Raw genomic sequence first — 14,510 nt, 5'->3', positions numbered from 1 at the left:
TTAGCTGGCTACACTGCGCCCATGCCCACGCAGACGCGCCGTACTCAGGAGGAACGCACCGCGGCCACCCGCAAGGCCCTCCTGGACGCGACGATCGAATGCCTCGTGGAACACGGCTACCACGGTACGACCACCACCCGCGTCGTCGAGCGGGCGGGCGTCTCCCGCGGTGCCCAGGTGCACCATTTCCCCACCAAGAACGCCCTCGTCCTCGCCGCCGTCGAGCACCTGGCCGTCAAGCGCGCCGACGAGTTCCTCGAACAGGACCTCGGCCGCCTCCGCGCCTCCGACGACGCCGTCGGCGCCGCCATCGACTTCGTCTGGGAGGTCCACCAGGGCCCCCTCTTCGAGGCCGCCATGGAACTGTGGGTCGCCGCCCGCACCGACCCCGAGATGCGCGAGCACGTCGCCGCCCTCGAACGCACCGTCACCGCCGGCCTCCTAGAACTGGGCCGCCGCGTCCTCGGCGACCGCGTCGACGACCCCGAGGTCCGCGGCGACATCTACCTCATGCTCGAGACCATCCGCGGCCTGCGCCTCCTCCAGTTCATCCACCCCACCACCCCCGAACGCACCCACGAACGCTGGCTCCGCACCCGCTCCCGCCTCCGCCTGGTAGCCGAACGCCACCTCACCTGAGAGCCAAAGCCAAAGAGCCTTCTCCAAAGGCCCGCGCTCCGCCCGGCCAGCCCATTTAAGGCTCGCGCCCCGAACCCAGCTGGATACCGCTCCGAGAGCCCAGCCCCTCCGCGGCGCTCCTCCATCCCCACCGAGATCAGCCCCTCGAGGCTGCGCCAGCCCCGCGCATCCAGTCCGTAGCGGCGCCCTTCCCGAGCATCCAGACCGTGAGGCCCCGGGCCGCTGTGGCGCCTGCCTCGCGCATGGCGTGATCACGTTCTTGTCGGACTTGCTGAACTCACGAGGTGGCCGACATGACCGCCGACGAGGGTCGGCGGTGCCCAAGCCCCGGATCGGGGCGTTCATCCCCAGCGGCTGCCGGACGGCGGCACCAGGCCGAGCGGGCTGCGCGCTGACTCCACGGCAGTAGGCGTGCGTCCGTTCGTGGTCTTACGCCAGCGCTCGGGCATGGTCGGTTGGCTGGCGGTTTCCGATGGTTGGCGTTCACACTGACAAGCGTTGCCGTGCGGGGCTGGCGTGGGGTGTGCGTCCGGTGCGGGGACGGCGATCGCTTCAGGTTGGTTCGGTGGGGGTAGGCGGGGCAGGTCGCCCCTTTGGCCGGTGTGGTCGTCCGGCTGCGGCTGGGGCGGCGCTGGGGTTCGAACTTGGCGGCGACGAACGAAGTGAGTGGACAGCGGGCGTGGCCTGTTAGGCGAAGGCTTTTGGGTGGTGGGCGTTCGAGCTGAAGGCTTTGCCGCGCTTCGCACGGGGAGTGTGTCGGTGCGGGCGCGGGTGCGGGTGCGGGTGCGGGTGCGGCGGTCAGATCAGGTCGGTTGGGGGCGAGGGTTGAGCGGGCGCGGTCGCCTCTTTGGTTGGTGTGGTCGTCCGGCTGCGGCTGGGGCCGGTGTTGGGGTTCGAGCTTGGCGGCGACGAGCGAAGGGAGTGGACGGCGGGCATGGCCGGGTTGGCTGAAGGTTTTCGGTGGTTGGCGTTCAAACTGACAAGCGTTGCCGTGCTGGGCCGTGGGGCGTGCGTCCGGTGCAGGGGCGGCGGTCACTTCAGGCCCGTTGAGGGCGGGGGTTGAGCGGGGGGCGGTCACCCTTTGGCCGGTGTAGCCGTCCGGCTGCGGGCAAGGCCGGGACTGGGCTCGAGCTTGGCGGCGACGAACGAGGGAGCGGATAGCGGGGGATGGTGGCTTAGGTGAACGCCTTTGGGTGGTTGGCGTTCGAGCTGAAGGGCTTTGTCGCGCTTCGCCCGGGGAGTGTGTCGGTGCGGGTGCGGCGGTCAGATCAGGTCGGTTGGGGCGGGGGTTGAGCGGGGGGCGGTCGCCCCTTTGGTTGGTGTGGTCGTCCGGCTGCGGCTGGGGCGGTGCCGGGGTTCGAGCTTGGCGGCGACGAACGAAGTGAGTGGACGGCGGGCGTGGCTTGTTAGCTGGAGGTCTCCGGTAGCTGGCGTTCACACTGACAAGCGTTGCCGCGCTTCGCACGGGGATGTGTCGGTGCGGGCGCGGCGGGCAGATCAGGTCCGCTGGGGGCGGGGCTGAGCGGGGACGGTCGCCCCTTTGGTTGGTGTGGTCGTCCGGCTGCGGCTGGGGTGGCGCTGGGGTTCGAGCTTGGCAGCGACGAACCAAAGGAGTGGACAGCGAGCATGGCCTGTTAGCTGAAGGCTTTTGGGTGGTGGGCGTTCACGCTGAAAGGCTTTGCCGCGCTTCGCCCGGGGAGTGTGTCGGTGCGGGTGCGGCGGTCAGATCAGGTCGGTTGGGGGCGGGGGTTGAGCGGGGGCGGTCGCCCTTTTGGTTTGGTGTGGTCGTCCGGTTGTGGGCTGGGGCGGTGCTGGGTTTGGGCCTGGTGGCGGTGGGCGAAGGGTGCGGAGCTTGAGGTTGTGGGTGGGGTGGTAGTTGGGGGTTAGGCCGGGAGGCTGGCTGCTGTTCGCCGGGGTGCGCGTGAATGGTGGTGGGTTGTGTCTGTTGAATGTGGGGTGGTGGCTGTTGGCGTCAGCGTGGCCCCTTCCGGCGGATGGTTGGGGTTGGTTGTGGGCGTGCCTGTGGGCCCGGTGGACGGGCGTCCGCCGGGCCATGAGGCAGGCACCGGGTAATGACTGCTCGTGGGCGATCAGGCTGCGAGATGGTGATCGCTCCACGGGTTGTCGCCACCTGGGTCGGGTGTTCGTCCGGTGGGCCATCTGCCCCGTCTGGAGCGTGTGATCCCGTCGGGTGGCAGTGTCTGGTAGACGTACTGTCCGGCTTGGTTCTTGCTGATGTTGATCTGTGCTGGGTGGGTGTGTTTCCACCGGTTGTGCCAGCCGCAGCACAGCGCGAGTTTGTTGATGTCGGTGGGGCTGTTGCCCAGCGCCCACCCATCGACGTGGTCGACTTCGCAGAGGAAGCCCGGCACCTCACAGCCGCGTACCGCGCAGGTGTCGTATTGGGTTTCCAGGACGCGGCGTTGGCCTGGGCTGGCGATGCGGGTGGTGTGCCCCAGGTAGAGCGGCACGTTCCCCGGCCCCAGGAGCAGGGGTGAGACGCCGGCGGTGAGCGCCAGCCGCCGCACCTGCCCGGCAGGGACCTGGGTGCCGTCACGCAACCAACCAGGCGCATCCTCGCCCATCAGCGTTTCGAGGTTGGCGATGACGGTGACCCGGGTGCCCTTGTGGCCCTGCGACAACACCGTCGTCAACGCGGCTGCCGTCCGTTCACCCAGGTCTCGTCGGTCGTCGGTCCCGGCTGGTTTGGTCAGCGGGCCGAGGGTGCCGTCCAGGATCGCGGCGTCTTCGGGATTGAGCCACCCGTTCACATACGACCCACCATCCAACGACCGACTCAACGTCAACCACGACCGTTCATAGCCGCGCTTGACGTCCTCAGGCGCCTTCTCGGTGCCGTTGGCCTCGGAGACCAAGTCGTGGATTTTGCGGCCGAGCCGGGCGACCTTGCCTGCCGACAAGCCGTCGTTGGCGGCGTTCAACAGGATGTCCTCGGCCGCCGCGCAGTCCTCATCGTTCAACCGCTGCACGGCGTCGGCAACAGTGGCCGCATAGCCGAGCGACAGGTCACCGGCGGCCAGGTCCTTGCTCACCCGCTCCAAGCGCGGGAGCTGCCGGGCCAGGGTGATGCGTTCCTTGGCGCGGCCTTCCCGCATCCCCAGACGGCACCGCAGCCACGCCTGCGTGGACGGCAGCCCCCAGTGCTTCATTTCACCGGTCCGGTCCACTACTGCGATCATCGCGGCCAATGCGAATTCGCCTTGATCGAACGCACGCGCCAACTCCTCGGCCAACTCCATGCAAGCAGACCCGGAGTCGGGGGCGGGCCGGTGGGCGAGGTGGGTGGCGATCGCGGCTACCGCTTCCACCAATTCCGCGGTGGAGGCGGTTTCTAGATCCGCGACGATCGAATGCATGTCTTGATTATATCGATGGTGACGGATTGCAATTATCTGATTACGGACATTTCGATTGGCCGCAGGTGGCCAACAATTCACCGGGCGCAAACAGGTCGCGGCGGCGCCTTTGGGTGGTTGATCAGGTCGCGGCGGGCGGCACCGTTGGGTGGTTGATCGTCCAACGGTCGGCGGGTGGCCCGGGATGGGTGAGTCGGAGTCTCGGGCGGTTGCTGCAGGTAAATGGCCGAGTGGGGCCGAACTGACACACCACGCACGCCCCTCCGCCCCTCCGCCCCTCCGAGGGTTTCTGTCACGTTGGCTGGGGTCACAGAAACCTTAGGGTGCGATTAGGCGGAGGCGGCGCTGCCGCCTGAGGTTGCGCCGACAACCCGCGCTTCGCGCGGCTCAAAGGTTCGAACATCAGCGATCAGCAGCACCCGCACAATGGCAGGAAAGCGCGACCGGCCGCCTACTTTCTTGTCGATGCCGCGTTTGAGCAGCAGACCGCGCCCACTCCGCAGGCGGGCGATAAGCGGCAGTCATAGGGGTGGCCGATGCCGCCAGCCCCGAAGGGGCTAATGACCTAACCAGACGTGCCGTGCCGTGCCGTGCCGTGCTGTGCTGTGCCGTGCCGTGCCGTGCCGTGCCTGGAGTCCATAAGGAACAGCGGCGCGCCGGTCGGCCGCGGTGTCGATCCGGGCAGTGACGTCACACGGGCGGCCGGTCTCGATCAGCGGCCGGGATCTCGGTTTCCCTCGCGCGGTCGCTGTGAGGTGGAGCGGGCCGTTTAGTCTCTTTTGGGGGCTGGAGCCCCTTATGAGGTCAGGGGGATGGATGAGCGCCGCGGTTCGGGGGCGGTTGGTGGCCGGGGATCCTGGTGAGGTCGGCGGGTACCGGGTGGTGGGGCGGCTCGGCGAGGGCGGGATGGGGATCGTCTACCGGGGCGAGGACGCCGAGGGGCGGCCGGTGGCGATCAAGGTGATCCGGCGGGAGCTGGCCGTGGACGCCGCGTTCCGGGCCCGGTTCGAGACCGAGGTCGCCAACGCGGGCCGGGTGGACGCGTCGTTCACCGCGCTGGTGCTGGACCACGGGGTCGCGGACGGGCTGCCCTACATGGTCACCGAGTTCGTCGAAGGTCCGTCGCTGGCGGCGTGGGTCCGGGGGCACGGGCCGCTGCCGGGCGAGCGGTCGAGGGCGTTGGCGACGGGGACCGCCGCCGCGCTGGCCGCGATCCACGGGGCGCGGCTCGTCCACCGGGACCTCAAGCCCGGCAACGTGCTGCTGTCCGAACGAGGACCGCGGGTGATCGACTTCGGGATCGCGCGGGCGCTGGACTCCAACGAACGGCATACCGCGACCGGTGTGGTGGTGGGCAGCCCGGGCTGGATGGCGCCCGAGGCGATCTTCGACGGGGAGAGCGGTCCGCCCGCCGACGTGTTCGCGTGGGGACTGCTCGTCGGCTACGCGGCGTCCGGGGTCCACCCGCACGGCACCGGGACGATGATGCAGCTCGCGGCGCGGGCTCAGGGAGGCTCCTACGAGCTGACAGGTCTGCCGGACGACCTGGACGGGCTCGTCCGGAGGGCCCTCGACCCCGACCCTGCACGGAGGCCGTCGGCCGAGGAACTGCTCGTCGCGCTCGTCGGGCCGGACGATCCGCAGCTCGCGGCCACCCGGATGGTGACGCGCAAGTGGCCCGTTCAGGTTGCCGCGGCCGGGAAGTCGCGACGGCGGCTGATGGTGGGAGCGGGCATGGTGGGAGCGGGCGCGGCGGTTGCGATCGTTGTGCTGCTCGCAGGGGGGCTTGCGGGTGGAGTGCTGGACGGCGGGCCGTTCTCGGGTGAACGCGGTGGAACGTCCGGTGCGTCGGGGAAGGGCACGTCCGGGAAAGCCGCGGCGGGTGCGGGTGCGGGTGTGCTTGCTACGGGCAAGGGCGGAGCCGCGGCGCAGAGCCAGCCGTTCCGGAAGCTGCCTGGAGCGACGTGCGATCTGATCGACGCGTCCAAGCAGAAGGACATGGGGCTCGCGGGACCGGGGGCCGAGAGCACGGCCACGGGGCTGTTCTCTCCGAAGGAGAAGGTCCCGTACTGCGAGTTCGGCCCCGACATCACGGCGAAGGCCAGCGATGACCAGCACCGGACGGCGTCCGTCCGGATCACGACCGCTCCCGACGTGGCGACCGCGACGACGCGGCTGAACGAGGCGCGGGGCCGGCTGCCCGCGACGGCGACGTCCAAGACCAGGATCGTGGCGAGCGGCCCGAGCCAGAGCGCAGGGGACGCCGCCTACTACTCCTCGGTGTTCTACGGCGGGCGGGAACTGCGGACCGAGACCACGCTCCTGATACGGCGCGACAACGTCCTCGTCGAGATCAAGGTCGGCGCCGAGTCCGTCGACGAACCCCCGGCGGTCGGCCCCGAGTTCACCGGCGGCATCCGCGTCGACCGCCTGCGCTACCTGACGTTCCGCGACGCCGCCCGGGCCTGGGCCGACGCGATCGGCTACGACGTGGTGGCGAAGATGGACGCCTGCGCCGAGTGCAAGACCTCGCCGTGAGGCGTGCAGGGGGTTTCACGAGGGGGCGGCGTTCCGCAGCCGGCTCAGCAGGCCGAGCATGTCCAGCTGCCCGTGATGCCGAACGATCTTCCCGTCGATGACGTGGTCGATGTGGATGACGCCGGCCGACACCTCCGTGCCGGTCGGCTCGATCCCCTGGAACGTGCCCGTGTGGGTGCCGAGGAACCGGCAGCGGGTCGCCACCGCCTGCTCGCCGACCACGTACTCGTCGATGACGTGGTGCCCGTCCGGGAAACCCTCGTAGAACGTGCCCAGCCGTTCGCGCCACGTGGTCAGCGCCATCGGCGGGCCGTCACCGACCAGCGCGACGAAATCGGGTGTGACCAGCCGGCCGACCGCGTCCCAGTCCTGTGCGTCGAGCGAGGAGTAGAACTTCTGTGCCGCCGCTCGGAGTGCCTCCATGATGGCGATCATCGCAAACCGGGCGCCGGATGCACGACGTGCGTGCGAGAGGGATCAGTGAACGCTCAAGGACTGGCGTGTTCACGCCATGGAATTGATCGATCGCACACGGTCAAACGACGGTGGTCGTGGGTCAGAACGGCTCACTACTCACGGAGGTACTCATGCGACGCCGACTCGCTCCCGCGCTCCTCACCACCGCCGCCACAATTGTGCTGGTGGCCACGGTTCCCACCGCCGCCGAGGCCGCCGAGGCCGCCGCTCCGGCGGTCAAGGCGGCCGGTGTCAGCCGGGTCCCCTGCTCCGAACCGCACGACGGCTCTTTCCTGTGGCACCCGTTCGGGCCGATGGGCGGTGCGGAGACCTCGTGCTACCGAGGCGAAGGGGAGCTCAGCGTCAACCTGCCCGGGATCACCCGGTTCTGCGCGACGGGCGCGCTGTGGGTCTCCTTCACCGGCCCTGACAGCAACGTCTGGCACCGCGCGCCCGCTCGCAGCTGCTACGAGTTCGCCACCATCTCCGTCGACGGAGACAAGATCGCGATCGAGCGGTACGGGAGCTAGCCCGGCGTCCCGGTCGCGGGAGCGGCCCGACCGGCGCGGTCCGCTCCCGCGGCTTGCAGTTCGTTCTGGGCGCGCGGCCGGCGACGTGCGGCGCGGGCACTCGTCGCCTGGCCCCACCGCTCCAGGCCTCTCCGCCCGGCGCGAACGGCTACGACGTGGTGGAGAGGCTCGACGACTGCGCCAGGTGCGGGACCGCTTCGTGAGACAGGGGAGGGCGGCCAGGGAACGGCGGCCAGGGAACGGCGGCCAGGGGAGGGCGGCCAGGGAACGGCGGCCAGGGAACGGCGGCCAGGGAACGGCGGCCAGGGAACGGCGGCCAGGGGAGGGGTCCCGGCCGCCGTTCCGTCCAGGGGATGCGGTCCTGGCCGCCGTTCCGTCAGGGGCAGGGCGTGTCGAGACGCGCCTAGCGGGCGGGCCTGTAGACGGTGACGACGGCGGCGCCGCCGAGGCCGATGTTGTGCTGGAGCGCGCCGGTGACGTTCTCGACCTGGCGCTTGTCGGCCTGGCCGCGCAGCTGCCAGGTGAGCTCGGAGCACTGGGCGAGGCCGGTGGCGCCGAGCGGGTGGCCCTTGGAGATGAGGCCGCCGGACGGGTTGACGACCCAGCGGCCGCCGTAGGTGTTGTCGCCGGAGTCGACGAGCTTGCCGCCCTCGCCCTCGGCGGCGAGGCCGAGGGCCTCGTAGGTGAGGAGCTCGTTGGTGGAGAAGCAGTCGTGCAGCTCGACGACCTGGACGTCGGAGGCGTCCATGCCCGCCTCGTCGTAGGCCTTGCGGGCGGCGAGCGCGGACATCTTGGAGCCGACGAGGGTGATGGCGCTCTTGTCGGTGAAGGTGTCACTGGTGTCGGTGACCATGGCCTGGCCGGCGATCTCGACGGCGCGGTCCCAGAGGTCGTGCTCGTCGACGAAACGTTCGGAGGCGATCACGGCGGCACCGGAGCCGTCGGAGGTCGGGGAGCACTGGAGCTTGGTGAGCGGCTCGTAGACGACGCGCGCGGCCTTGATGTCGTCGAGGCTGTACTCGTCCTGGAACTGGGCGTACGGGTTGTTCACCGAGTGCTTGTGGTTCTTCCAGCCGATCCTGGCGAACTGGTCGGCGGTGGTGCCGTACTTCTCCATGTGCTCGCGGCCCGCGGCGCCGAACATGTACGGGGCCACCGGCTCGCCGCCCCACTCGTACAGGGGGAACAGCTCCTTGAGGTGGTACAACGTTCGTTGAGGTACTACCGAGGAGCCCCCCATGGCCGCTACCGAGCGTGATCTGATCCCCGTCGTGGACTATGCCCGAGCCAGCGCCGACAAGGCGAAGGACGAGCACACCGTGAAGGACCAGCAGGCCGTCAACGAGGCGACGGCCGCCCGACTCGGTTGCCGTATCGTCGCCCGCTTCGCAGACAACGACAAGTCCGCGATGAAGGAGAACGTCGTCCGCGACGAGTTCGAGGAGATGTTGCGCGTCCTGCGTGCGGGCAGCCTCCAGGACGGGACGCCGGTAATGGGATGCGTCGTCGTCGCCGATGACCGGCTGATCAGGAAGACCGGCGACTACGAGCGGTTCGTGGATGCCCTCACGTACGGAGAAGGACGCGTTTACGCTGATCAGCGTGGGTTCAAGGACCTGTACAGCGAAGACGTGGAGAGCATGGGACTCATGGGCGCGGTGATCTCCCGCATGGAGGTGAAGAAGATGCGCCGTCGTGCCCGGCAGTGGAACCGAAGCAGAGCCCTTGAGGGAACGCCGAAGAAGGGGCATCGCCCGTTCGGATGGCAGGATGACCGCCTCACCCTTGAGCCGACCGAGAGTGAGCTGATCACGAAGGCCGTTGACCGCCTACTGGCGGGAGCTTCGCTCAACTCGGTGGTTCGAGACTGGCAGGAGAAGGGCGTACTCACGCCGCGTGGGAACCCGTGGAAGAGCCAGACGCTCCGGGTGACGCTTCGGAACGCGCGCCTGTGCGGATGGCGGACGATCAACGGCGAGTTGGTACGGGACGATACCGGGGAGCCCGTCGTGGGCAAGTGGGACCCGGTGATCAGCGCGGAGAAGTGGCAAGCCGTGCAGGAGATCTTCGCCAGCCGGAAGGGGATGCAGGTCATCCGCACGGGCGAGGCCGTCCGCCCGCTGTCAGCCGATCACCGGGAACACAGCTATCTGCTGAGCTCCATCCTTCGGTGCGGCAACATCCTGCCGGACGGAACGATGTGCAACGGGAAGCTCCGCGCAGGCTTCGACAAGAGCAAGGGGCGGGCGCGCTACTTCTGCCATTCGAAGGGCAGCGGAGGATGCGGAGGTCTCTCACGTCGCACTGACCTTGTGGACCTGTTCATCTCGGAAGCCGTCTTGGCCAAGTTGGACGAACGCCGAGCGGTCACCCGGAAGGACATCGGCCCGTGGCCGAAGGCGCGGGAGCTTAAGGAGAAGGAGAAGCAACTGCACGATCTACGGGTGCGGTTCCGCCAGCGCAAGATTTCCAATGGTCTGTTCTTCGAAGAGGTCGAGTTGCTGGAGCCGGAGATCGACGCTCTTCGAGCCGAGCGCCAGGCTCACGAGCTGGCCCTCCAGAAGACCGAGATCGATCAGACGGACATCCGCCGCCGCTGGTTCTCGGAGACCGACGAGGACCGCTTGGACATCTCGCGGAAGCGTGCCTACATCCGTTCAGCCCTGCACGCCGTGATCGTGCACCCGGCAGGCAAGCATGCAGGGAACAAGTTCAACCCGGATCTCCTCGAACCCATCTGGCGCGAGGACTGATCCCTTTGTGTCTGGTGAAGTCCCCGGTTGCTGCGGCGACCGGGGATTCTTTATGTGATCTACATCACATTTCTGACCTTCTGGGCTGTGACCAGTGAGCACCAGCGAGCACCAGCGGACAACCACGGACAGCAACGGACAATCCCTCACAGTAGAAAGTCGCCTCCACCCCCAATCGGCGGGGGTTCAACTGTCGGTGCGAGCGGGCACTCTTGATCACGGAGACGCGTAGAGCTTCTCTGTGACAGGCGATGTGGCACGCCGGGTCGGCTCCGGCACCGGGGGTCCCGCGAGGGATCCTCACGACACCGAATGGCCGCGACAACTCAAAGACACGGACGCGAAGGCGTAGCCAGCCGGGTGGGCTCCGGCACCGGGAACAGGCGCCCAGGTGGGGAGACGTCCCTACCGATAAAGAGCCTCATACGAACGGCCCCGTACAACTTCTCTCATCAGCCACTCGCCGAAGAACACCCTGATCAACGGTGCGCGTCAGCGTGCCCGATCTCTGGTGCTCTAACGCAGGGAACAGCGCGCTCTCCTTCCCATCGAGAGAAGGAGTGGACAGGTTGAACCCCAGGCTGGATGCCGTCGAGTGGGGAAAGAAGCAAGCCAGCAACTCGCCCACCTGGAGCGAGGAGAAGTGGATCCGTGTCTCCGTCATCCTTCAGGTGATCTTTACCAGCGCTGAGCCAGGTCGCACCGCCGAGCCTGACCAGGACCAGCCGTCCGAGACCATGCGGGACGCCGCATGACCGCCCCGCAGATGCCCCACCTACCGCCCGAGGTGGCCGCAGCCGTCCAGCGCGCAGCGATGCCTGACTTCCGCCGCTGGCACGAGATGATCAAATCGGCCGGAGGGTGTGAGCAGCCGATCCGCCTTCACGGGGAGCGCCTCACCGTGGACGGCGAGACCGGCGAGCTGATCGAGTCCTACTCGACCGACAACGAGCCGACCGGCTACCTGATCACCGCGTGCGGCAACCGCCGTGCATCCCGCTGCGCGGCCTGTGCCGAGGTGTACCGGGACGACACCTACCACCTGATCATTTCCGGACTCACCGGCGGGAAGGGCGTCCCCGAGGACGTGAGCGGGCACCCCCGGGTGTTCCTCACCCTCACCGCCCCATCGTTCGGAACCGTGCACGCCCGCAGGGAGAAGGCAGGCAAGCCGCTGCCGTGCCGACCGCGCAGGGATCACCCACTGTGCGTACACGGGTTGCCCGAGGAGTGCAGGCGCGTCCACCAGGACGACGACCCGCAGCTTGGGCAACCGATCTGCGCTGACTGCTACGACTACCAGTCCGCCGTTCTGTGGAACGCGCACGCCACCGAGCTGTGGCGCCGGTTGACGCTCATGGTCCCCAAGCTGATCACGGCCGAGCTGGGCATCACTCACAAGGCGCTCCGCGAGCAGGCCCGCCTGTCGTACGCCCGCGTGATCGAGTACCAGCGGCGCGGGATGATCCACTTCCATGCGGTTGTCCGTCTGGACGGGCCGGACGGTCCCGACCAGCCTCCGCCGTCCTGGGCGACCGGTGAGTTCCTCGCGCGCGTCCTGGAGACGGCTGCCCGCCTGGTCCAGGTGGAGGTTCCCGACCCGTCCGGGGACGGGACCACTTTGCCCCTAACGTGGGGACGGCAGACCGACACACAGCCGATCCAGGTCGCTGCCGAGCTGGAGGGCATCGCAGACAAGCATGTCGCCCGCTACATCGCCAAGTACGCCACCAAGGGTGCTGAGGATTCGGGGACCGTGGACCGTCCGATCCGGTTCGCGTCGCAGATCGGTTCGTTGAAGGTCAGCGACCATGCGCGCCGTCTGATCTGGACGTGCTTCGCACTCGCGGACATGCCCGAGTACCACGACCTACGGCTACGGCAGTGGGCTCACATGCTCGGCTATGGCGGGCACTTCTCCTCCAAGTCGCGCCGCTACTCGGTCACCCTGGCCCAACTTCGCCAGGCCCGGGCAGACCACGCCGCCCAGGCCGCACGAGAGGCCCGAGGAGAGCCCCCAGCCGCCCCAGAACGGGAGACCGTGACCATTGGGGAATGGGAGTTCGCGGGGAGTGGTCTGCTGTACGGAGAACACTTCTGGGCCGAGCAAGTGAGGACCCGTATCCAGCAGGCCCGAGCCATCCGAGGCAAGCTCACCGAGCGTGACCAAGAGCGGAAGGCGAGCTAGCCCGGACCACCCATTCGTCGAGGAGTTTCATTACAGGTTCAAGGCGGCCCTACGGGCCGCACGAGTGGCCGACTCGGCGCCGGGTCTTCGTCTCCGCCCCAGGGCTGCACGAAGACCCGGCAACGATGCCGGTCGGCTTACTCGACACTCATGGAGTAGTGCCGCTGGCCGATTCCCGACTTGCGCGGGGACCCCTCGCAGGGCCTCACGACGGACCATTGCGGGCAGGCAGGTGCCGCCCGTCCGCCAATCGAGGCTATGAGGCCCTGCCCCCGTGCAAGTCCGGAACCGTCCAGCTTCAACCTCCAGGCCGTTGACGCTTAAGTGTCATTCCCTGGCAGGTGTGGCGCGGGGGCCGGGTGCGTGGCTGGGCCCGCCCACCGCAGGCCGGGGTCCGATGGACGGACGCACGCGCTTTGCGCGTGCGGCGCTGGGGCGCCGTTCGCAGCGCGGCGCCGCCCACAGCCCCCGTCCGCCGTGGACGGCCCCGCCCGCACCGCACCGCGCAACCTGAGGTCAGGCCCCCGCGCAAGGCATCGCGTTGAAGGGGCCGGGCAGCGGCTTCTACGTAGGCGACGCTCACGACGGAATTGCCGACACCGGCGCCGGCCGGACTCGCCTTAACGGCTGCCCCTACGGGGTGGCCTACGGCCATACCGGACGGCCCCGACCCTGTCAGCGACAAGGGAAGCCGCGGCCCTCAGGCCGAGTCTGGCGGGGCTGGCTCCCCTGTGGCGTCCGCGAGACTCCGTCGCAAGAGTCTCAGGGCAAGCTCCCGCACCTGGCGTTCTATCCGCCGGAATTCTTTGGTGCATTGCCCTGTGCAGGGGAACGCTTGCCAGATGACGTTTTCGCCTCTGTCGCGGAACTGCAAGTAGCTATCGGGTGATGCGCGCAAAGCCTGGTGTGGATCGCCATAGGCTTTGATGCCGGGATATGTGGTTAGCGCATCGTGAGCAATCGACTTTGCTGCGATCCCTGCGGTCCTGAAGCGATCGCGCGCGATCCAGAGCTTCATATCGTAGAACGCCTGGTCACCCACAGGTTCTATGCTCCACGAGTCGCGACCTGTCGAGAGTCGCCAGAAGTGCCAATGCGCCTGACTAGGTTGCGCGGTCTTGCGCTTGCGCGCTTTACTCATGGCGAAAGCAGCCGGTTCCGGGCGAGACTGAGCAGGTAAAAGCTGACTTGAAGGCTGTCCCTGGCGACGTAAAGCGGGATGAGAGTCGAGTCCATTTCATCGACTTCGTGGCGGCATTTCGGATCTTTGTTCAGGGCCTCGCGGTGCTTGGTAAGGCCGGTCTCCAGCGAATGTGTGATCGAGTAGAGGCTTTCGAGCGTACTCACCATGTGCGCAACTGCCACGCCGGTCTCGTCCGGCGAGAGCGGCGTCATTTTCTCCAACAGAGTGGAAGTGAGTTCCGAGGCCTCCTCGAATGCTCCCAGAGTCGAGAAACCGTCGGGGCTTCGCCGTTGCTTCCCTCCCACAGTTATCCTCCGTGGTGGTTGAACCTGAGTGCAGCCCAGACCCATTTTCCGGTCTTGGTGTGCTCGACTCCTTGCCGGTCTGAGCGCGCCATGACGATAGGGAGCCCCCACCCGCCGTTGTCGTCAAAGTTGTCCGGCTGTAGGTCGAGACCCTCCAAGGAGATCTCGGGCATTTGTGCGCATGGGTCACCAGGACTGGAATCCCAAACAGCGATGAAGATCTCTTTGAGTTGAGGATCGGGGTAGCAACGGAAACAGATACCGCGCTCTGGTGTGCGCTCAATCGCGTTGTTCAGAAGTTCAGAGGCTACGGAGAGCACGTTGTCACGAAGGTCTTCGAACTCCGCCCCGGTAAAACCCCACGAGATCAGATTCATGCTTACTGACATTCGCATCTGACTCGCGAGAGTCTTGCTTGCCAGGCACTTGACCTCGAACATTTCTACTAGGGTGCTGGTCGTTTGATGGGGGTTCATCACTGACCCTTCGGGAGGTTCGGGTGACCTGCCGCGCCGGTGGCCTGGTGCGGCGGGACGGTGCG

The 14,510-nt window shown here is 67.8% G+C and carries 11 protein-coding genes; 6 read left to right on the top strand and 5 right to left on the bottom strand.

The window, feature by feature from the left end:
- The first annotated feature begins 21 nt into the window (after nucleotides 1-21).
- Nucleotides 22-639, top strand: a complete 618-nt coding sequence (locus tag ABZ810_RS06635; protein WP_358400037.1) for a TetR/AcrR family transcriptional regulator — start codon at nucleotides 22-24, stop codon at nucleotides 637-639.
- Between the two features lie 2,090 nt (nucleotides 640-2,729).
- Here ABZ810_RS06635 and ABZ810_RS06630 read toward each other — a convergent pair.
- Nucleotides 2,730-4,016, bottom strand: a complete 1,287-nt coding sequence (locus ABZ810_RS06630; protein ID WP_358400034.1) for a DUF222 domain-containing protein — start codon at nucleotides 4,014-4,016, stop codon at nucleotides 2,730-2,732.
- A gap of 816 nt (nucleotides 4,017-4,832) precedes the next feature.
- On the opposite strand from ABZ810_RS06630, the gene ABZ810_RS06625 reads away from it, so the two are divergent.
- Nucleotides 4,833-6,554, top strand: coding sequence for a serine/threonine-protein kinase (locus ABZ810_RS06625; protein WP_358400032.1), 1,722 nt, complete (start codon nucleotides 4,833-4,835; stop codon nucleotides 6,552-6,554).
- Between the two features lie 15 nt (nucleotides 6,555-6,569).
- Here ABZ810_RS06625 and ABZ810_RS06620 read toward each other — a convergent pair whose 3' ends face one another.
- Entirely contained in the window at nucleotides 6,570-6,977 is a 408-nt protein-coding gene (locus ABZ810_RS06620) for an ester cyclase (RefSeq protein WP_358400030.1), read from the bottom strand.
- Nucleotides 6,978-7,141: 164 nt separating this feature from the next.
- Between ABZ810_RS06620 and ABZ810_RS06615 the strand changes: the two genes are divergently transcribed.
- Nucleotides 7,142-7,540 carry a hypothetical protein gene (locus ABZ810_RS06615; RefSeq protein WP_358400027.1) on the top strand — a complete coding sequence of 133 codons (399 nt, stop codon included), beginning with the start codon at nucleotides 7,142-7,144 and terminating at the stop codon, nucleotides 7,538-7,540.
- A gap of 403 nt (nucleotides 7,541-7,943) precedes the next feature.
- On the opposite strand, the gene ABZ810_RS06610 is transcribed toward ABZ810_RS06615, so the two are convergent.
- Nucleotides 7,944-8,747, bottom strand: a complete 804-nt coding sequence (locus ABZ810_RS06610; protein WP_358400024.1) for a hypothetical protein — start codon at nucleotides 8,745-8,747, stop codon at nucleotides 7,944-7,946.
- A 31-nt stretch (nucleotides 8,748-8,778) separates the two neighbouring features.
- Between ABZ810_RS06610 and ABZ810_RS06605 the strand changes: the two genes are divergently transcribed.
- The 3 genes from ABZ810_RS06605 (at nucleotide 8,779) to ABZ810_RS06595 (ending at nucleotide 12,481) form a co-directional block, all read left to right on the top strand.
- Complete coding sequence (locus tag ABZ810_RS06605) at nucleotides 8,779-10,293, top strand: recombinase family protein (RefSeq protein ID WP_358400022.1); 1,515 nt, start codon at nucleotides 8,779-8,781, stop codon at nucleotides 10,291-10,293.
- Between the two features lie 569 nt (nucleotides 10,294-10,862).
- Nucleotides 10,863-11,048, top strand: coding sequence for a hypothetical protein (locus tag ABZ810_RS06600; RefSeq protein ID WP_358400019.1), 186 nt, complete (start codon nucleotides 10,863-10,865; stop codon nucleotides 11,046-11,048).
- The gene (locus tag ABZ810_RS06595; RefSeq protein WP_358400016.1) at nucleotides 11,045-12,481 is read left to right on the top strand and encodes a replication initiator; all 1,437 of its coding nucleotides are present in this window, start codon (nucleotides 11,045-11,047) and stop codon (nucleotides 12,479-12,481) included. The genes ABZ810_RS06600 and ABZ810_RS06595 overlap by 4 nt, the downstream gene beginning before the upstream one ends.
- Nucleotides 12,482-13,618: 1,137 nt before the next feature.
- On the opposite strand, the gene ABZ810_RS06590 is transcribed toward ABZ810_RS06595, so the two are convergent.
- On the bottom strand, nucleotides 13,619-13,876 hold the full coding sequence (locus ABZ810_RS06590) for a hypothetical protein (protein ID WP_358400013.1): 258 nt from the start codon (nucleotides 13,874-13,876) through the stop codon (nucleotides 13,619-13,621).
- 95 nt (nucleotides 13,877-13,971) lie between these two features.
- A complete protein-coding gene (locus tag ABZ810_RS06585) occupies nucleotides 13,972-14,409 on the bottom strand; it encodes an ATP-binding protein (RefSeq protein ID WP_358400010.1) in 438 nt (145 codons plus the stop codon).
- Nucleotides 14,410-14,510 lie beyond the last annotated feature (101 nt).

The sequence above is a fragment of the Spirillospora sp. NPDC047279 genome, from assembly GCF_040643285.1.
Taxonomy (GTDB): Bacteria; Actinomycetota; Actinomycetes; order Streptosporangiales; family Streptosporangiaceae; genus Spirillospora.
The sequence above is the reverse complement of the archived record's forward strand: the minus strand, read 5'-3'. Positions and strand labels throughout refer to the sequence as shown.